Origin of the sequence: Acidaminobacterium chupaoyuni, from assembly GCF_047936785.1 — a bacterium.
Taxonomy (GTDB): Bacteria; Bacillota; Clostridia; order Oscillospirales; family Butyricicoccaceae; genus Acidaminobacterium; species Acidaminobacterium chupaoyuni.
On record NZ_CP176394.1, the window covers coordinates 405,184 to 424,810 of the forward strand.

Annotated in this window: 13 protein-coding genes and 1 riboswitch; of the genes, 8 read left to right on the plus strand and 5 right to left on the minus strand. The window is 55.6% G+C overall.

Annotated elements, in window-relative coordinates; genetic code table 11:
* Positions 1 to 130: 130 nt before the first annotated feature.
* The 3 genes from ACJA3I_RS02025 to ACJA3I_RS02035 all read right to left on the minus strand — a co-directional run bounded on the left by ACJA3I_RS02025 (position 131) and on the right by ACJA3I_RS02035 (position 4,700).
* Positions 131 to 1,747: a Na+/H+ antiporter NhaC family protein gene (locus tag ACJA3I_RS02025; protein WP_458863099.1), complete on the minus strand. Its 1,617-nt coding sequence runs from the start codon at positions 1,745 to 1,747 to the stop codon at positions 131 to 133.
* Between the two features lie 99 nt (positions 1,748 to 1,846).
* Positions 1,847 to 2,018, minus strand: a riboswitch (Lysine riboswitch).
* Between the two features lie 56 nt (positions 2,019 to 2,074).
* Positions 2,075 to 2,959, minus strand: a complete 885-nt coding sequence (locus ACJA3I_RS02030) for an EamA family transporter (protein WP_458863100.1) — start codon at positions 2,957 to 2,959, stop codon at positions 2,075 to 2,077.
* 370 nt (positions 2,960 to 3,329) lie between these two features.
* Positions 3,330 to 4,700, minus strand: a complete 1,371-nt coding sequence (locus ACJA3I_RS02035; protein ID WP_458863101.1) for an FAD-dependent oxidoreductase — start codon at positions 4,698 to 4,700, stop codon at positions 3,330 to 3,332.
* Between the two features lie 577 nt (positions 4,701 to 5,277).
* Here ACJA3I_RS02035 and ACJA3I_RS02040 point away from each other — a divergent pair.
* The gene (locus ACJA3I_RS02040; protein WP_458863102.1) at positions 5,278 to 8,079 is read left to right on the plus strand and encodes an ATP-binding protein; all 2,802 of its coding nucleotides are present in this window, start codon (positions 5,278 to 5,280) and stop codon (positions 8,077 to 8,079) included.
* 346 nt (positions 8,080 to 8,425) lie between these two features.
* Here ACJA3I_RS02040 and ppdK read toward each other — a convergent pair whose 3' ends face one another.
* Together ppdK and mnmA are read right to left on the minus strand one after the other, a co-directional pair.
* Complete coding sequence (gene ppdK / locus ACJA3I_RS02045) at positions 8,426 to 11,053, minus strand: pyruvate, phosphate dikinase (protein ID WP_458863103.1); 2,628 nt, start codon at positions 11,051 to 11,053, stop codon at positions 8,426 to 8,428.
* A gap of 211 nt (positions 11,054 to 11,264) precedes the next feature.
* Positions 11,265 to 12,290 (minus strand): tRNA 2-thiouridine(34) synthase MnmA, encoded by a 1,026-nt coding sequence (gene mnmA, locus ACJA3I_RS02050; protein WP_458863104.1) that lies wholly within the window; start codon positions 12,288 to 12,290, stop codon positions 11,265 to 11,267.
* Positions 12,291 to 12,647: 357 nt separating this feature from the next.
* Between mnmA and dnaA the strand changes: the two genes are divergently transcribed.
* The 7 genes from dnaA (at position 12,648) to ACJA3I_RS02085 (ending at position 19,575) form a co-directional block, all read left to right on the plus strand.
* The gene (gene dnaA / locus ACJA3I_RS02055; RefSeq protein WP_458863105.1) at positions 12,648 to 13,946 is read left to right on the plus strand and encodes a chromosomal replication initiator protein DnaA; all 1,299 of its coding nucleotides are present in this window, start codon (positions 12,648 to 12,650) and stop codon (positions 13,944 to 13,946) included.
* Positions 13,947 to 14,307: 361 nt separating this feature from the next.
* On the plus strand, positions 14,308 to 15,420 hold the full coding sequence (dnaN, locus tag ACJA3I_RS02060) for a DNA polymerase III subunit beta (protein WP_458863106.1): 1,113 nt from the start codon (positions 14,308 to 14,310) through the stop codon (positions 15,418 to 15,420).
* A 191-nt stretch (positions 15,421 to 15,611) separates the two neighbouring features.
* Positions 15,612 to 15,833, plus strand: coding sequence for an RNA-binding S4 domain-containing protein (locus ACJA3I_RS02065; protein ID WP_458863107.1), 222 nt, complete (start codon positions 15,612 to 15,614; stop codon positions 15,831 to 15,833).
* On the plus strand, positions 15,823 to 16,938 hold the full coding sequence (gene recF / locus ACJA3I_RS02070) for a DNA replication/repair protein RecF (protein ID WP_458863108.1): 1,116 nt from the start codon (positions 15,823 to 15,825) through the stop codon (positions 16,936 to 16,938). The genes ACJA3I_RS02065 and recF overlap by 11 nt, the downstream gene beginning before the upstream one ends.
* A gap of 16 nt (positions 16,939 to 16,954) precedes the next feature.
* On the plus strand, positions 16,955 to 17,227 hold the full coding sequence (remB, locus tag ACJA3I_RS02075) for an extracellular matrix regulator RemB (RefSeq protein WP_458863109.1): 273 nt from the start codon (positions 16,955 to 16,957) through the stop codon (positions 17,225 to 17,227).
* Positions 17,228 to 17,319: 92 nt separating this feature from the next.
* Positions 17,320 to 19,236 (plus strand): DNA topoisomerase (ATP-hydrolyzing) subunit B, encoded by a 1,917-nt coding sequence (gyrB, locus tag ACJA3I_RS02080; RefSeq protein ID WP_458863110.1) that lies wholly within the window; start codon positions 17,320 to 17,322, stop codon positions 19,234 to 19,236.
* A 72-nt stretch (positions 19,237 to 19,308) separates the two neighbouring features.
* Positions 19,309 to 19,575 carry a PspC domain-containing protein gene (locus ACJA3I_RS02085; protein ID WP_458863111.1) on the plus strand — a complete coding sequence of 89 codons (267 nt, stop codon included), beginning with the start codon at positions 19,309 to 19,311 and terminating at the stop codon, positions 19,573 to 19,575.
* The last annotated feature ends 52 nt before the right edge of the window (positions 19,576 to 19,627 follow it).

The following is a 19,627-nucleotide window of genomic DNA, read 5'->3' on the forward strand; positions in this document are numbered from 1 at the left end:
TCTTTTTCATTTAGAGAAGCCATTTATCTTGAAAACGCGGCGATGTTTTGCCCCTTTTCAAAAAGAAAAAAGTTCCCCACATGGTGTGGAAAACTTTTTTCATGGCCGTGAGCGCCAACACTTTTGCGGCTCAGGCCGTTTTGCGGCGGCGCAGGGCGCGGATGGCAAACAGCACTGCCAGCAGCAGGGCCGCGCCGAAGGGCAGCGAGATCCACGCCGAACGGGTGAAGCCCGCCACGATATAGGTGACGAATGACACCGCGGCCACCGTCATGGCATAGGGCAGCTGGGTGGAAACATGGTTGACATGGTCGCTTTGCGCCCCCGCCGAAGCCATGATGGTGGTATCGGAAATGGGGGAGCAGTGGTCGCCGCAAACGGCGCCCGCCATGCAGGCCGAAATGGCAATGATCATCATTTCGGGGTTGGAAGAGAACACGCTGACCACGATGGGGATCAAAATTCCGAAAGTTCCCCAGGAGGTGCCTGTGGCGAACGACAGGCCGCAGCCCACCAAAAAGATCAGCGCGGGCAGCAGATGCATCCAGCCGCGGGCGCTGTGGCGCATCACCGCTTCCACATATTGCGCCGCGCCCAGGCTGTCGGTCATGGCCTTCAGCGACCAGGCAAAGGTCAAAATCAAAATCGCGGGCACCATGGCGCGAAAGCCTTCGGGCAAACAGGCCATCGCCGCATCGAACCGCAGCACATGGCGCAGGCGATAAAACACCACCGTGAAGACCAGCGCAAAAAAGCTGCCCATGGCCAGCCCCACCGAGGCATCGCTTTGGGAAAACGCCTTGACGAACCCCGTTCCCGAGAAAAAGCCGCCGGTATAAAGCATGCCGAGGATGCAGAACACAATCAGCATCAGCACGGGCACCACCAGATCGGCCACGGCGCCCCGCGGGTTTGATTCTTCGGCCTCGGCCGAAGCATAGGGCCGGGCGGCCGTGGTATAAAGATCGCCTTTGCGGGCGTTTTCTTCATGCAGAGCCATTTTGCCATAATCGAATTTCATGGCGATGATGGCCAGCATCATCACCACCGTGAGCAGCGCATAAAAATTATAGGGAATGGCCCGCAAAAACAGCGAAAACCCGTTTTCGCCCTGAACGAACCCGGTGACCGCCGCCGCCCACGAAGAAATGGGGGCGATGATGCAGATGGGCGCGGCGGTGGAATCGATGAGATAGGCAAGCTTGGCGCGGGAAACGCCGTGATGATCGGTGACGGGGCGCATGACGCTGCCCACCGTCAGGCAGTTGAAATAATCATCCACAAAAATCAGGATGCCCAGCAGAACCGTGGCCAGCTGCGCGCCCTCGCGGGTCTTGATCTTTTGGGCCGCCCAGCGCCCGAAGGCCGCCGAACCGCCCGCGCGGTTCATCATGCAGACCATGGCGCCCAAAATCACCAGAAAGATCAGAATGCCCACATTATAAGCATTGGAAAGCACGCCGATCAGCCCGTCTTTCAAAAAATGGCTGACGGCGCCTTCGAAAGAGAACCCGGCGAAAAACAGCGCCCCCACCAGAATGCCCACCAGCAGCGAGCTGTAAACTTCCTTTGTGATGAGCGCCAGAGCGATGGCCACCACCGGCGGCAAAAGCGCCCACAGGGTGCCGAAAAAGGCCGGGTCGGCCGCGGGCGCGCTTTCGGCGGCCGCCAGCGCGGGCAGCGCGCAGAACGCCGCCGCGGAAACCATCACCAGCAAAAACCGCAGCAGCTTTTCGTTTCTTTTCATTTTTTCTTTTCTCCTTACGACAAAAAAATACCATGAACGGAACCTTCTGCTCGCGCAGAACCCATCCATGGCAACAAAACGGCATTTGCCGTAAAAGAAAAATCGGATAGCGCTCCACATAAATCGTGACAGTATGCCGCATCTTCTGCGTCATCCCAGAAAAAGCATCGCGGAAACCATGCTTTTCCTTCGGCGGATTTCCCTTTCTTCCACAGCGGCTTTCCGGCCGATGCCGTGGAATACTGATGAAGCCCGCGCCTCTATCGGTTCCTGTTCAATTGTTCTGAAAGTATAGCATATCCCCCGGCCCCTGACAATGGGCAATTTTCACAGAGCGCCGTTGATGAGAAAGATGCTTACCAGCAAAACCGCCATGCCGAAGGCCGCTTTGCGGGTGATGCGTTCTTTGAAAAACACCGCCGAAACCGCCGAAGTGAACAAAATGGCCCCGCCGCTGAGCAGCGGATAAAACACCGTGGCGGGCAAGCTGCGCAGCGCCGCCAGAACAAAGCCCGCCTGGGCCATGTTGCAAAGCCCGATGGTGAAGCCCAGCAGAAATTCTTCGCGCTTAAAGCGGAAACCATGCTCGCGATAAACTTTGATCGCCGCCAGCAGCAGACACACCGAAAACACCACCGAAAGGAACAGCGGTTTTTCGGGCTTGAGCGAAAATTCCTGATAAAACTTATTGCAGAAATCGGAAACGCCGCTGGTGAAAAAATTGAGCATCAGCCAGGGCACCGCCACGGCCACGCCATCGCTCACCAGCACCAGCGCCGCCAGCGCCAGCAGGATGCCCACGCCCTGCCACAGGCCCGGGATCTCATGGAACAGCACCGCCGAAGCCAGAATGGGGATCACCACGCCCAAGCGCTGGAACATGGTGGCCGCCCCCGGCCCGCTTTTGGAAACGGTGATCTGAGTGACCCGCAGCGCCAGAAAATAAACCGCGCCCGTGACGATGCCAAACACCACCGACACCCCAAAGCTGCCCGCCGGGGTGACCTGCCCCCGAAAAGCGCCGGCCAGATCCGCCGCCGTGAAGCGCCGCAGCGTCACGGGATCCAGCGCCAGCGAACCCAGCGCCATCAGCGCCGCCGCCAGATAATTGGCAAAACAGACATTGCTGCGGCGGCATCCCTTGCGCCCCGCCAGTTCAAACCCCAAATTCATCGCCGCCGAAGAAATCACCGCCAAGATCAGAAAAACCATGCTTTTGCCCCCACTTTTTTCTTTTTCGTCTTTTTCAGCATACCAGATAGCGCCGCGGTTGTCACCGAAAAAATATGCAGTGCGATGAAAATTCTGATCCTTTTTCTTTTTCACCCGGCGGCGCGGAAAGCCGCCGCAAAACAGGCGCGAAACGGCAAAATCGCGCCGCAAAACAGGCAGGCATAACAATCGGGCATAAAAGGCGGACAAAAAAAGCACCGACGGTCAAACCGCCGGCGCTTTTTGCTTGATCTTTCTTGATGACCGCGGGCAAAAGGCTGCCCGCTGTGCATAAAACAGGCCGCCATCCGGCCAAAAAAGCGGAAAATAACGGCCGGCCCGGGAAAAACCGTTCGGGCCGGCCGCTTTGTTATTCTTTCACGGCGGCGAACAGATCGTTCAGCGCTTCCGTCATGGTGGGGTGGGTATAGATGCTGTCGCGCAGCACGGGGTAGGGGATGCCCGCATCCATGGCCAGCCGCACCAGATTGATCAGTTCGTGAGATTCGGCGCAGAAGAAATGCGCCCCCAGAAGTTTCCCTGTGGCGGGGTCGATCACGGCTTTCAGCAGGCCGTCTGTGCGCCCGAGCACCTTGGCTTTGGGGATGGCCGCCGCTTCCAGCCGCGCCACGGCCACTTTGCCATATTGCTTTTTCGCCTCTTCTTCGGTGAGCCCCACGCGGGAAAACGGCGGATCGATGAACACGCTGTAGGGCACCAGCGGGCGGTTGCGGGTGGTGCGGCTGCCGTCGCCCATCACGGCCGAACGCACGATGCGGCTGTCATCCAGCGAGATATAGGTGAATTGCAGCCCGCCCGCCACATCGCCCATGGCATAGATATTGGCGGCGGAGGTTTGCAGATGCTCGTTTGTTTCGATGGCCCCGCGGGAAGTGAGCGCGATGCCCGCCGCTTCGGGATGCAGGCCTTCCAGATTGGGGCGGCGGCCCGCCGCCACCAGCACGGCCTCGGCTTCCAGCGCCCGGATTCCCTCGGGCAGTTCCACCGTTACGCGGGCAAAGCCGTTTTCATCGGTGATCTGCCGCGTTTCGGCGTTCATCATCATTTTTAAGCCGCGCGCTTCCAAACTTTTGCGCACCGCCGCCGCCACTTCGGCATCTTCACGGGGCAAAAATTCGCCGCCGTTCTGGATCATCGTCACTTCGGAACCGAAATTGAGATAATAAGACGCAAATTCCAGCCCGATATAGCCGCCGCCCACAATGACCAGCCGCCGGGGCAGGCTTTCAAGCTCCATCATGCCCTCGCTGGTGAAGGTATAGCGGCTTTCCTGCGCGCCCGCAATGGCGGGCATCACGGGCAGCGCGCCGGTGTTTACATAGATCTTTTCGGCTTCCAGCTGTAATTCGCCGCCGGCGGTAGCGACCGCCACATGGCGGTCATCCAGAAACCGCGCCTCACCATCGATCACCTCGACGCCCGATTCCGCCGCTTTGGCATAATTCTTCGCCCGCAGCGCCGCCGTAAGATCCCGCTTTTGCAGGATCGTTTGGCGATAGCGCGCCGCCTTTTCTTCAAAACTGCCGCCCATCATCGCCGATGCGCGGGCATGGTCTTCTAAAAACTTGCTGGGGATGCAGGCCACATTGATGCAGGTGCCGCCATACATGGCGGGGTCGCGCTCGATGAGCGCCACGCTGTGGCCCGCCTTGGCCAGCGCGCCGGCCAGTGTTTTGCCGCCTTTTCCAAAACCGATCACCACATGTTCATAGTGTTTCATACCTTTTTTCTCCTTTTCTTTCAGGGGGCTTTGGGCCGTGTGGCAAGTCCCGTTGCTTTTTATACTGTAATTATATAAGTTACAGTTAAAATTGCAAGAGCTTTTTTTACAAAATCCAAAAATTCACAATTTAGATACAATCGCACCCGTCAAGGGGAAGGGAGGGCCTTTGTTTTTGAGAACAGTGCGGCAACACGCCCCAACAGTTTACGCGCCCCGCAACAAAAAACACCCCGACGGTTTACGCGCACACGCCCCGCATTCCGCTGCAAAAGACGCCCCGACGGTTTACGCGCACGCGGCCCGCATTCCGGCAACACGCCCCGACGGTTTACGCACACACGCCCCGCATTCCGCTGCAAAAGACGCCCCGCAGCAGGCAAAATGACTGCTTTTTTTGTAAAAACAAAGGTTTTTCGCACGAATGGCCATTGAGCGCCACAGAAACATGTGCTATGATTGGGGTAACAAATCAGCGACAACCGGTTTGAAAAAACGCCGGCAGGCAGCGGGCCCTTTTGGCGGGCGCTTTGCCGAAAACGGCGCCGCTGACGGAAGATAGAATTGGGGAATCGATATGTTTTTCCTTTCAAAAAACAGCGCGCGGAAGATCACCGCGCTCTTCCTTATTTTCCTATTGTGCGCAGCGCTTTTTGCCCCGGCGGCGGCCGAGCCGCCTGCCAAAAAAACCATCCGCGTGGGCTGGTTCCCCATGAACGGCATGCAGAACATCGATGGCGAAGGCAAAGCTTCCGGTTATAACTATGAATATTTACAGCGCATCGCCCAATATACCGATTGGAACTATGTGTTTATTTCCGCCGGTTTCAACGATTGCCAAAAAATGCTTGAAAACGGCCAGATCGATCTGATGGGCGGCATGACCTATAGCGAAGACCAAACGGCGCGGGTGGATTTTTCGGAAGCCGTGGCCGGCACAGACGGCATCCGCCTGCTTTGCCGCGCGGATGACAGCCGTTTTTCTTATGGCGACATCACCGCCCTGAACGGCAAAACCGTGGGCGTGCTTTCGGGCACGACCCACCTCCGGCGAATGCAGCTCTATTCCGCTTCCCACGGTTTTTCGGTTCATTATAAAGAGATCGACGACGAAACCGGCCTTTTTGATGCCCTTGACAGCGGCAAAGTGGATCTGCTTCTGCTGGGGCGCAACTGGCTTTTAGAGGGTTACCGCTCGGTTTTGACCTTTGACCTTCAGCCCTTTTATTTCGCAGTATCCAAACAGAGCAGCGGGGTTTTGAAACAGCTGGATTCCGCCATGACGCTGATCCAATCGGAAACCCCGGGCTATAACGACGAGCTGCAAAGAAAATATTTCAGCGATATGGCAAACCTTGCCCCCGGCTTCACCCCCGAAGAAAAAGCCTATATCGCCGCCCACCCCAGGCTTGAGGTGGCCTATGACCCCGCCTGGGCTCCGCTGGAATATCTGGATGAAAAAACAGGTTCCATCGGCGGGGTGATGAAAGACATCCTAAACGATGTTTCCGCCAACACCGGCATCGCTTTCGATTATGTCACATCGGATTCTTATGCCGCGGTGCGGCGGGAATACATGAGAAAGGTGCCTGTGCTTTCCACCATCGGCTATGATTTCGACTGGGGCAGCTATTGGGGCTATCGGCTCACCCAGCCGGTTTTCACCCTTCAGATGGTCTGCATTTATAACAATATCAAGGGCAAGACCATTGCCATCCCCGAAAGCTATTACACTTCGGAAGTGATCCGCGCCAAATTCCAGAAAGAGGGCTTCCGTTTTAAAACCTACCCCACCATGACCGATTGCATCAACGCCGTTGACCGGGGCGAAGCCGACAGATTGATCGTCAACAGCATCGAGATGGGCTATTATCTTTCCGTGCCCAAATATGCCAACCTGCAATATTACACGGTGCCGGGCATGAACATCACCTTTTCCATGGGCGTTTCCAAAGACGAAGACCCCATGCTTTACAGCATCATCTGCAAAGGGCTGGGCAGTGTTTCTTCCCAGCGCATTCAGGAATATATTTCTTCAAACGGCGTTTATGTGCGCAAAGGCACGCTCAACGACCTGATCTATACCGACCCGATCTCGCTGATGACAGGCCTTGTTTTGCTTTTGGTTCTGGCGGGCATCCTTTTATTCATCGCCCTGCGCAGCCGCGCCACCCGACGCGAATCACGGCATCTGGCCCAATGGAACGCCCAGCTGCAAAAGGCCAACAGCGCCAAAAGCGATTTTCTTTCACGCATGAGCCACGATATCCGCACGCCTATGAACGGCATCATCGGCATGACGCGCATCGCCCGGGAACACCCCGAGCGTTCGGCCGACTGCCTGGAGAAGATCGATTCTTCCTCGCAATATCTGCTGGGGCTGATCAACGATGTTCTGGATATGTCTAAAATCGAAAACGGCGCGCTGACGCTGCATCCCGAGCCTTATCCCACCGAAGCGCTGGCCGTTTATCTCAATTCGGTCATCCGGCCGCTCTGCGAAACCAAGGAACAGACGCTTCGCGTTTCCATCCGCAGCGACCCCGCTCACATCCCGCTTCTGGATAAGCTGCGCTTTCATCAGGTGATCTTCAATCTGCTGACCAACGCTTCCAAATATACCCCCAACGGCGGCGAGATCGGTTTCGAGCTGGAAACGCGGCAGACCGGCCCGAAAATGACGCTGCTTTTAAAAGTGAGCGACAACGGCCGCGGCATGACCAAAGAATTTCAAGCCGTGATGTTCGAACCCTTCCGCCAGGAAGACCAGGTGCGCACCATGAGCGACGATCAGGCCGGTTCGGGCCTTGGGCTGGCCATCGTCAAACGCATTGTAGATCTGATGGACGGCGACCTTTCGGTGGAAAGCGCCCCCGGCAAAGGCACTGTGTTTTCCCTTTCTTTTCTGGTGGATGCTATCGACGCGGGCGCTTTCCGCGACGCCTGCGCAAAGATCCCCCAGCGGGAAGATTTTCAACTGCTGGCAGGCAAACGGATCTTGGTCTGTGAAGACAACAAGATCAATCAGGAGGTTGCCGCCGCCATGCTGAAAGCCAAAGGAATCAAAGTGGAACTGGCCGAAAACGGCTTGAAAGGCAAGCAACTGTTCGAAGCTTCGGCCCCCGGCTATTATGATGCCATTCTGATGGATATTCGTATGCCCATCATCGACGGTTATGAAGTGACCCGCCTCATCCGCAGCATGCCCCGCGCCGATGCCCATGTGATTCCCATTCTGGCCATGACGGCAGACGCGTTTTCGGAAGATGTGGAAAAATGCCGTCAGGCGGGCATGAACGCCCATCTGGCAAAACCCATGGAGCCTCAGGCCCTTTATCAGCTGCTGCTGCAAGCTCTCGATCTGCACGGCGCGGAATGATCGCCGCAACGAAACGGCAGAAAAGCCCTTTCCGCCGCAAAAATGAAATAACAGTGAAAATCCGGTTTTCCGAACATTCGGAAAACCGGATTTTTTTGAACCGCGTGGCTTTGCGGCGGGCTTTGCAGCGTGGCTTTGCGGCCCCGCTTTGCCTGCTTCGGCCGCCTGTAAAGCCGGCACGGCCTCTGTTTTGAACCGATCCAAACAGAAATCCCTTTGAAAGGCCCCAAACGATGGCACAAAAAATCTGTCATTAAAATGCCCGGACGAAAAAATCGCCCCTCGATTCCAACCGGAACCGAGGGGCGATCGATTGATTCTGACAGGCTCTCAAACCCCAAAGTTCTTACTTGCGGGGGTTTTTGATGGCGGCCTGCGCGGCAGCCAGGCGAGCGATAGGCACGCGATAAGGCGAGCAGGAAACATAGTTCAGGCCGATCTTATGGCAGAACTCGATGGAGGAAGGATCGCCGCCATGTTCGCCGCAGATGCCCAGCTTGATGTTCGGGCGGGTCTTGCGGCCCTTTTCAACAGCGATCTCAACCAGCTGGCCGATGCCATCCTGATCGAGTCTTGCGAACGGATCGCTTTCGAAGATCTTTTTATCATAGTAGGCGTTGAGGATCTTGCCCACATCGTCGCGGGAGAAGCCGAAGCCCATCTGGGTGAGATCGTTGGTGCCGAAGGAGAAGAACTCGGCTTCGGTGGCGATTTCATCGGCTGTGATGGCGGCGCGGGGCACTTCGATCATGGTGCCGACCATATATTTCATTTCCATGCCGGATTTTGCGATCAGTTCATCGGCTGTTTTCACAACGATGCTCTTGACGAACTTCAGCTCGTTCACATGGCCCACCAGAGGGATCATGATTTCGGGAACGATATCAAGGCCGGTCTGCTTTTTCACATTCAGAGCGGCTTCGATCACGGCAGTTGTCTGCATTTCGGCAATTTCGGGATAGGTGACGGCCAGACGGCAGCCGCGATGGCCCAGCATGGGGTTGAATTCATGCAGATCGGCGATGACCTGATGCAGTTCTTCCACTGTTGTGCCGATTTCGCCCGCGATCTCTTTGATATCCGCTTCATCCTGAGGCAGGAATTCATGCAGCGGGGGATCGAGGAAACGAATGGTGACCGGGCGGCCGCCCATGGCCATGAACAGGCCTTCGAAATCGGAACGCTGCATGGGCAGGATCTTGGCCAGCGCTTCGCGGCGCTTTTCTTCTGTTTTGGCAACGATCATTTCGCGAACGGCCTTGATGCGGTCGGCTTCAAAGAACATATGCTCTGTGCGGCAAAGGCCGATGCCTTCGGCGCCGAAGCGAACAGCCTGCTCGGCATCTCTGGGGGTGTCGGCGTTCGTGCGGATCTTCAGTGTGCGGATCTCATCGGCCCAGCCCATGAAACGGCCGAAATCGCCTGTCATGGAAGCGGGAACGGTTTTGATCTCTTCCAGATAAACATTGCCGGTGGTGCCGTCGATGGAGATGGGATCGCCTTCGACGACCTTCTGGCCGTTGATGGTGAAGTATTTTTCTTCTTCATTCATCTTGATCTCGCCGCAGCCCGCCACGCAGCAGGTGCCCATGCCGCGGGCAACAACAGCGGCGTGAGAGGTCATGCCGCCGCGAACGGTCAGGATGCCCTGAGCGGCCGCCATGCCTTCGATATCTTCAGGCGAGGTTTCCAGACGAACCAGAACGGATTTGATGCCGTTCTTTGCCGCGGCAACCGCGTCATGCGCGTTGAAATAGACTTTGCCGGCAGCGGCGCCCGGGGAAGCGGGCAGGCCCTTTGTAACAGGGTTTGCGGCTTTCAGAGCGGCGGTGTCGAACTGGGGATGCAGCAGGGAATCCAGCTGTTTGGGTTCGACCTTCATCACGGCTTCTTCTTTGGTGATCATGCCTTCATCCACCAGATCCACGGCGATCTTCAGCGCGGCCTGAGCGGTGCGCTTGCCGTTTCTGGTCTGCAGCATATAGAGTTTGCCGTTTTCGATGGTGAATTCCATATCCTGCATATCTTTATAATGCTTTTCAAGGCGTGTGGCGATCTCCACAAACTGCTTGTAAACCGCGGGGTTGGTGTCTTCCAGATGCTGAATGGTCAGCGGGGTGCGGATGCCGGCCACCACATCTTCGCCCTGGGCGTTCATCAGGAATTCGCCATAGAGCTTGTTTTCGCCGGTGGAGGGGTTTCTGGTGAACGCAACGCCTGTGCCCGAGGTATCGCCCATGTTGCCGAAGACCATGGCCTGCACATTGACGGCGGTGCCCCAATCAGAGGGGATATCGTTCATGCGGCGATAATAGATGGCGCGGGGGTTATCCCAGCTGCGGAAAACGGCCTTCACGGCGCCCATCAGCTGTTCTTTGGGGTCGGAGGGGAACTCTTCGCCCAGCTTGGCCTTATATTCGGCCTTGAACTGCATGGCCAGCTTCTTCAGATCGTCGGCATCCAGCTCGGTATCCAGCTTGACGCCTTTTTCTTCCTTCATTTTGTCGATGAGCTCTTCGAAATACTTCTTGCCCACTTCCATGACGACATCGGAATACATCTGGATGAAACGGCGATAGCTGTCATAAGCAAAGCGGGGGTTTCCGGTCTTTTTCGCAAAAGATTCCACGACCTGATCGTTGAGGCCCAGGTTCAAAATGGTATCCATCATGCCGGGCATGGAAGCGCGGGAACCGGAACGAACGGAAACCAGCAGGGGGTTTTCCGGATCGCCGAATTTCTTGCCGTTGATCTCTTCCATCTTGGCCAGATATTCATAGATCTCGGCCTGGATCTCATCGTTGATGGTCTCGCCATCCTGATAATAGCGGGTGCAGGCTTCGGTGGTGATGGTGAAGCCCTGGGGAACAGGCATCCCGAGGTTTGTCATCTCGGCGAGGTTGGCGCCTTTGCCGCCCAATAATTCGCGCATCGAGCCGTTGCCCTCAGAGAAGAGGTAAACATACTTGTGCATTTTTTAACACTCCTTATGCAATGTAATTACAAATTTCCCATCATAAACAGGCGTATTATATCACAGCTTTCAGTTTTTTGCACTATTTTTGAAGGATTTTCTGAAAACTTTTGCGCGCAAAAGTTTTCCACAGGCCCTGTTTTTGGCCCGCGAACAAAACTTTTCGACTGTTTTTCTTATCCACACCCTGTGTGGAATTTTCCGGCCCCGATCAGGGCTTTTCGATATAGCCGCCGCCGATGACGCGGCCTTCGCGATAAAACACGGCCGACTGCCCCGGCGAAGGGGCGCGGGCGGGCTTTAAAAAGGTGATTTTGGCGCGGCCGCCGGCCAGATATTCCACCACCGCCCGGTCTGTGCGGCGGCTGTGGCGGATCTTCACATCGGCCTCAAACGGCTCGGCGCCGAATTCCGGCGCTGTTGCACACACGCTGTGGATAAAAATTTCTTCGGCGTAAGGATCCTCATCGGAAAGCACCACGCGGTTGTGTTCCACATCGATGGCCTTGACGAACAGGCGCGACGCGGCGGAAACCCCCAGCCCGCGGCGCTGGCCCACGGTATAGTGATGGATGCCCAGATGGCGGCCCAGCACTTTGCCGTTTTCATCCACAAAATCGCCTGCGGGCGGGACCGCGGCGCAGTGTTTTTCGATGAAGGAAGCATAATCGCCATCGGGAATGAAGCAGATCTCCATGCTGTCGGGCTTTTCGGCCACGCTCAGCCCGGAATCCGCGGCCTGATGGCGGGTCTCTTCTTTCTGGTTCACGCCGCCCAGCGGCAGGATCATCCGCGACAGCCATTCCTGCGGCAGACGGTAAAGCATATAAGACTGGTCGTTTGACGAGGGCGACTGGAACAGCCCCGTGATGCCGCCGCCCACCGGTTTGACCTGGGCATAATGGCCCGTGGCCACATAGGCGGCCCCCAGCTTTTCGGCCGCGCCGAAAAGAACCTTGAATTTCACGGCGGGGTTGCACAAAATGCAGGGGATCGGGGTTTTCCCCGAAAGATAACCCTGCACGAAGGGGCCGATCACCTCTTTTTCGAGCATGGCGCCGATGGGCACGATCTCAAGGGGGATCTCAAGCTCGCGGGCGGCGCGCACGGCATCTTCGCTGCTCTGGCAGCCCGCATCCAGATAAACGCCGAAAACTTCGAAGCCCTGCTGCTGCAAACGCCGGGCGGCCACGGCGGAATCCACCCCGCCCGAAAGGCCCAGCACTACTTTTTCCATGAAGATTTCACACCTTTTTCCATCAAGTTTATTCAGAACACAGTATAACCGATTTGCCCCGCAAACGCTATCTTTTTCTTTTCCACAGGCTGTGGGCGCCCGCTGTGGAAATCTGACGAAAATGACGAATTTTACGGGTTATCCTATCTTTGCCGGGCGGGAAAAAAGGCGGCGGAAAAGCCGCGGATCTCTTTGCCCAACGCGCGCGTTTTATTTAAAGAATATAATATATATTTCTCTTATAGATAGAGATAAGAGAAATTTTCATTGTTTAATAAGGGGGATTGTGTTACAATGAAGAATGCTAAGCCCTGTATTGGGGGCGAAAATATTGTGAGACGAACGGATGATTTTTTCATGTATACACCTGCATCGCTGTTAGAAGGCGTGATCAGGATTCTGGAGCGGGATCACACCCCGGTGGTGGTTTCCACCTGGTTTTCCGATGCCAAAGCCGTTACCATCAAAGACGGCACTTTTATTTTGCTGACTTCTTCGGATCTGAAGCGCGAATCGATCCTGCGCCGGTTCACCGAGCCTTTCTGCGCCGCCATCACAGAGCTGACGGGGGAACACATGGGGCTGAAGGTGCTCAGCGGTCAGCAGGAACTGACCACCTGGCGCGCCGCCAACGAAGACAGCGTTTACGCCAGCTATACCTTCGAACGCTTTATCGTGGGTTCCTGCAACAAATTTGCCCACGCGGCCGCTTATGCCGTGGCGCAAAACCCGGCGGGGGCCTATAACCCGCTGTTCATCTACGGCCAGTCGGGCCTGGGCAAAACCCACCTTCTTTATGCCATCGCGGGGGCGCTTTCTCAAAGCCGGCCCGGTTTCCGCATCGTTTATATCAAAGGCGATGATTTCACCAACGAACTGGTGGCGGCCATCCAGCGGGGCGATGTCACCTCTTTCCGCGAAAAATACCGCCGCGCCGACCTGCTTTTGATCGATGATATCCAGTTTATCGCGGGCAAGACTTCCACGCAAGAAGAATTTTTCCACACTTTCAACACGCTGCATGAATCGGGCAAACAGATCGTAATGACATCCGACCGGCCGCCCAAAGAGATCCTCACCCTGGAAGACCGCCTGAAGACCCGTTTCGAATGGGGGCTTCTGGCCGATATCCAGCCGCCGGATTTTGAGACCCGCATGGCGCTGGTCAATTCCAAGGCCGAGATCATGGGGGTGAAGCTTCCGCCGGATGTGGTGGAATATATCGCCTCCTCCATCACCAACAATGTGCGCCAGCTGGAAGGCGCGGTGAAAAAGATCCTTGCCAAAAACCGCCTGATGAACACCGAGATCGACATGGATCTGGCGGAAGAATGCATCAAAGACATCCTGCGCGTGAACCCCGGCCTGCGCCCCACCCCGGAACTGATTCTGGAAGAAACGGCCAGTTTCTATAACGCATCGGCCGACCGCATCATGGGCAAATCGAAAACACAGGATGTGGTGATGCCCCGGCAGGTGACCATGTATCTGATGCGCGACATGACCGACCTTTCCTACCCCGAGATCGGCAGATTCATGCACCGCGATCACACCACCGTCATCCACGCCGAAGCCAAGGTCAAAGAGCTGCTGGCCAAAGACCAAACTTTCGCCGCGGCGGTGGCCGACCTGAAGAAAAATATCAAAAACCGCTGATTTTTCCTTCGTTTTTTCTTATCCACACCTGTTGCTTTGTTTGTGGATAAAACTTTAAGGCCCGCAAAACCCGCCGATTTTCCCTAAAACGCCTTGTTTTCCGTTTTTCTGCGGGCGGAAAACCGCGAAAACGGGAAATCCACAAAGAATGTGGTTTTGCCTGTGGATAAAGCTGTAGAAGGTGGGGATAAAATCCCGCTGTGGAAAAGACAGATTTTACGGCGAAGTTATCCACACCCTCTGGGGAAGCGATTCCTCCTTTGGTTTCAACCCTCGAAGCCACTTTTCCACAAACTCACAGCCTCTACTACCGTTACTAAAAATAAAGAAAGATAGCTATTAATAGAAAGGAGCGCGCAGCATGAAGTTTTCCTGTGAAAAAGCAGTGCTCAGCGAAGCGATTTCCACCTGTATCCACGCGGTTTCCACAAAAAGCACCATCGCCGTGCTGGAAGGCCTTCTGATTTCGGTAGGCACTTCGCAAGTGACCATGTGCGGCTATAATTTCAAAACCGGCATCAGAAAAACCTTTTCGGCGAACATCGCCGAAAAAGGCGATATCGTTCTGAGCGCCAAGATCTTATCCGACATCGTGCGCAAGCTGCCCGACGATCTCATCGAAATTTCTGCCGACGACCATTTCATGACCACCATCCATTGCGGCCTTTCGGAATTCAACATCCTCGGCGCTTCCGCCGAAGAATTCCCCGAGCTGCCCGATGTGGTCAAGCAAAACGGCATCAGCCTGCCCTGCAGCACGCTGAAAAACATGATCGCCAACACCGTTTTCGCCGTTTCGGATAACGAAAATAAGCCCATCCACACCGGTTCGCTGTTCGAAGTGGCGGCCAAAGAGCTCACCGTGGTCTCGGTAGACGGTTACCGGCTGGCCCTCGCCCGCGAAGCCGTGGAATGCAGCGAAAAACAAACCCTCAATTTTGTCGTTCCCGGCGAAACCCTGAAAGAGATCAACCGCATTCTGCCCGAAAGCGACGACCAGATGGTCGCTATCTATCCCGAACGCAAACACGCGCTGTTTGAGATCGAAGACACCCTCATCACCACGCGGCTTCTCGAAGGCGAATTCTTAAATTACCGCAACGCCATCCCCGAAGACAACCCCATCCATCTGACCATCGATGTGAAAAACATCATCGATTGCGTGGAACGCGTTTCGCTGATTATTTCGGAACGGCTGAAAAACCCCGTTCGCTGCTGTTTTGAAGAGGAAAGTCTGAAAATTTCCTGCACCACCACGCTGGGCCGCGCCTATGATGAATGCCGCATCTCGCCCTGCCCCGAAAAAATCGAGATCGGCTTCAACAACCGCTATCTGCTGGATGCCCTGCGCGCCTGCCCCGAAGATCAGGTGCTGCTGGAACTGAAAAGCAGTCTTTCGCCCTGCGTCATCCGCCCGCTGGAGGGGAACAAATTTTTATATCTGGTGCTGCCGGTGCGCCTGAAGGCCGAATAGGCCGGAGATATACAGAAAGTATATAAAATTTGCGTCGGGACTGTCTTTATATGACGGACAAATTTTTAAACTGCGCCGCATATGGCGTGAAAAAGGCGGAAAAACCAGCCGGCATCCCTTTTTAAACACAGCAAGATATGCAAACAAAACGGTTTGAGGCGGCCACGGGCCGCAGACAGGAAGAAAAAACGATGAAACAACAAAAAATCACGATCCATACCGAATTCATCAAACTCGACAGCCTTTTGAAATTCGCGGCCCTCTGCGGCAGCGGCGGCGAAGCGAAAATGCTCATTGAGCAGGGCGATGTGCGCGTCAACGGCGAGATCTGCACCATGCGGGGCAAAAAGATCCGCGGCGGCGACACGGTGGCTCTGGGCGACAACTCGATCGAAATCGTTTATGAAGCTTGAAAGCATTCAGCTGGAGCGGTTTCGAAACTATGAGAGCGCCGCGCTGCGTTTCCCCGATGGGGTAACGATTCTGGCCGGCGAAAACGCCCAGGGAAAGACGAATCTTTTAGAGGGGATCTTTCTTCTGACGGGCGGCAAAAGCTGGCGAGCGGCCAAAAAAAGCGAGCTGGTGGGCTTTCAGCAGCCTTCGGCCCGCATCACCGCCGAAATTTTATCCCGCGACCGTGATTTTAAAGTGCAGCTGGAGCTGCCGCGCAGCGGCGCCCAGCGGGCCACCGTCAACGGCGTGAAGCAGAAAAGGCAGAGCGACCTTTCGGAAGTGTTCCGCTGCGTTTTGTTTTCGCCCGACGACCTTTATCTCATCAAAGACGGCCCGGCCGCCCGCAGGCGGTTTCTGGATATCGCCCTCTGCCAGCTGCGGCCGCGCTATGCGCTGGCTTTGGCGGAATACGGCCGGCTTTATGACCATAAATCGAAAATTTTGAAAAGCCGTGAAGAATCGCCCGGGCTTTTGGCCCTTTTGCCGGAATTCACGGCGGGCATGGCCCGTTATGGGGCGGCGATCATCCGCTATCGGGCGGCGTTTCTCAAAAAACTGGCCGTCAGCGCCGAGAAGATCCACGGCGAGATCGCGGGCAACGGCGAACGGCTCTCGCTTTTTTATCAAACGGTCTCGAATATCGAAGACCCGCTGGCCGAAGAACGGATTCTGGAGCAGAGGCTTCTGGAGCACAGCCAAAGCCACTATGAAGCCGAGCTGGCCGCGGGCAACTGTTTGACAGGCCCCCACAAGGATGATTTCATCGTGGAGATCGACGGCAGAAACGCCCGTTCTTTCGCTTCGCAGGGGCAGACGCGCACAGCGGCGCTGGCCGTGAAATTCGCCGAACGCGAGCTGATGCGTGAAGATTGCGGCGAATATCCCGTGATGCTGCTGGATGATGTGCTTTCCGAACTGGACAGCCGCCGGCAGGAATATCTGATCGACCGCACAGGCGGCGGGCAGGTCATCATCACCTGCTGTGAAAAAAGCGAACGGCTGAAAAAGCTGAACGCCGCAACATTTTTCGTGAGGCAGGGCGCGGTGAGCGCCGCGGCGCAATAGAGAAAGGATCGGTTCCATGTATCTTCACCTGGGCCGCGATATCGCGGTATCCCGAAAAAGCATCATCGGCATTTTTGATTTTGACACTTCCACTTATGGCAAACGCACCCGCGAATTTCTGCATCGGGCGGAAATCGAAGGGCGGGTGGTGAGTGTCAGCGACGAGATCCCGAAATCGGCCGTCGTCTGTGTGGAAAACGGGCGGACAACCGTTTATATTTCGCAGATCTCTTCTCAGACCTTGCTCAAGCGCGCCGGCGGCGAACCGCTGCCCGGCAGTGTCATCTGATAAAAATCGCCTGCGGGAATTTTGCCGCGGAAAGAAGCCTGCCCCCGTTTGGATCGGGCAGCAAATCAAGTGAAAAACAGAGGAAAATCATCATGAGTGAAAACCAAAAGATCGAAACAACTTATGACGAAAGTCAGATTCAGGTGTTGGAAGGGCTGGAAGCTGTGCGCAAGCGTCCGGGCATGTATATCGGCTCGACTTCTCAGCGCGGCCTGCATCACCTGGTTTATGAAATCGTGGATAACGCCATCGATGAAGCGCTGGCGGGTTATTGCACCCATATCGAAGTGAGCATCGAAAAAGACAATGTCATCACGGTGCGCGATAACGGCCGCGGCATCCCCGTCGGCATCCATCATAAAATGGGCATTTCCACCGTGGAAGTGGTTTATACCGTTCTTCACGCGGGCGGCAAATTCGGCGGCGGGGGCTATAAGGTTTCCGGCGGCCTGCATGGCGTGGGCGCCAGCGTGGTCAACGCGCTTTCCGACTGGCTGACCGTGGAAGTGCATTTAGACGGCGAGATCCACCAGATGAGCTTCCACCGCGGCGTGCCCGACGGCCCGCTGAAGGTGGTGGGCAAAACCGAGCTTCAGGGCACTTTTGTGCGCTTCCATGCCGACCCCACCATTTTCGAAACGCTGGAATATGATTATGATGTGCTGCTCAACCGCCTGAGAGAACAGGCGTTTTTGAACGCGGGCGTCACCATCACCTTCACCGATCTGCGCAACGACGACGAGATCCGCAAAAATGTGATGTGCTATGAAGGCGGCATCCGCGAATTCGTGCAGCACCTCAACCGCAACAAGACCCCGCTGCATGAAGAAGTGATCTATCTCACCGCCCAGAAGGGCGATTCCGTGGCCGAAGTGGCCATGCAGTATAACGACAGCTATAACGAAAACATCCTTTCGTTTGCAAACGATATCAACACCACCGAAGGCGGCACCCATGAAACGGGCTTCAAGGCCGCCCTCACCCGCGTGATCAACGATTACGCCCGCAAATATAAGTTCATGAAGGAAGAAGACAAAAACCTTTCGGGCGATGACACCCGCGAAGGGCTCACCTGCGTGATCAGCGTGAAGCTGACCGAAGCGCAGTTTGAAGGGCAGACGAAAACCAAGCTGGGCAACAGCGAGATCCGCAGCCTTGTGGATGGCATGGTCTATGACGCGCTTTCCGCTTATCTGGAAGAACACCCCATGGAAGCGAAGATCATCATGGAAAAATGCCTGACGGCCGCCCGCGCCCGCGAAGCCGCCCGCAAGGCCCGCGAAGCCACCCGCCGCAAAAGCGCGCTGGAAAGCGCTTCGCTGCCCGGCAAGCTGGCCGATTGCCAGGAAAGAGACCCCAGCCTCACCGAAATTTACATCGTGGAAGGCGACTCTGCCGGCGGCAGCGCCAAAACCGGCAGAGACAGAAGATATCAGGCCATTTTGCCGCTTTGGGGCAAAATGCTTAATGTGGAAAAGGCGCGCCTCGACAAGGTATACGGCAACGAAAAACTGATGCCCATGGTCACGGCCTTCGGCGCGGGCATCGGCGATGAATTCGACAGCTCGAAGCTGCGCTACGGCAAGATCATTCTGATGGCCGATGCCGATGTTGACGGCAGCCATATCAGAACCCTGCTTTTGACATTCTTCTTCCGCTTCATGCGCCCGCTGGTGGAAGAGGGCCATGTTTATATCGCCCAGCCCCCGCTTTACAAGGTGGAAAAGGGCAAGAATGTGAAATATGCCTACACCGAAAAACAGCTGGAGGAATATTCCGCCGAAATGCCCGGCGCGCTGATCCAGCGCTATAAGGGCCTTGGCGAAATGAACCCCGAACAGCTTTGGGAAACCACCATGGACCCCGTCAACCGCACCATTCTGAAAGTGACGCTGGAAGACGCCGCCGCCGCCGATGAGATCTTCACCATTCTGATGGGCGAAAAGGTGGAACCCCGCAAGAACTTCATCGAACAAAACGCCAAATATGTCATCAACCTCGATATCTAAAAGCGTTTGCGGCCTTTTTGAAAACAGGGCTTCAACAAAACGATTCAACAAAACGATAAAGGAGAAAACAGAATGCAGAAACGGTTATATAAAAGCAGAAATCACCGCATGATCGCGGGCGTCTGCGGCGGCATCGCCGATTATTTCAACATGGATCCCACCATCATTCGCCTGATTCTGGTGGCGCTTTGCTTCGCGGGCTTTTCGGGCCTGATCGTTTATATCGTGGCGGCCATCGTGATCCCCGAAGAACCGCTGGATTACACGCCCCCTTCTAAAAACGACGAAGAAAAAGACGGCGGCTTTGAAGCCGATGAAAACAACGGCGGCTGGAGATAATCCAATACAAAACAGAATAAAAACAAAAAAACAATACTATCTGTTATTAAAA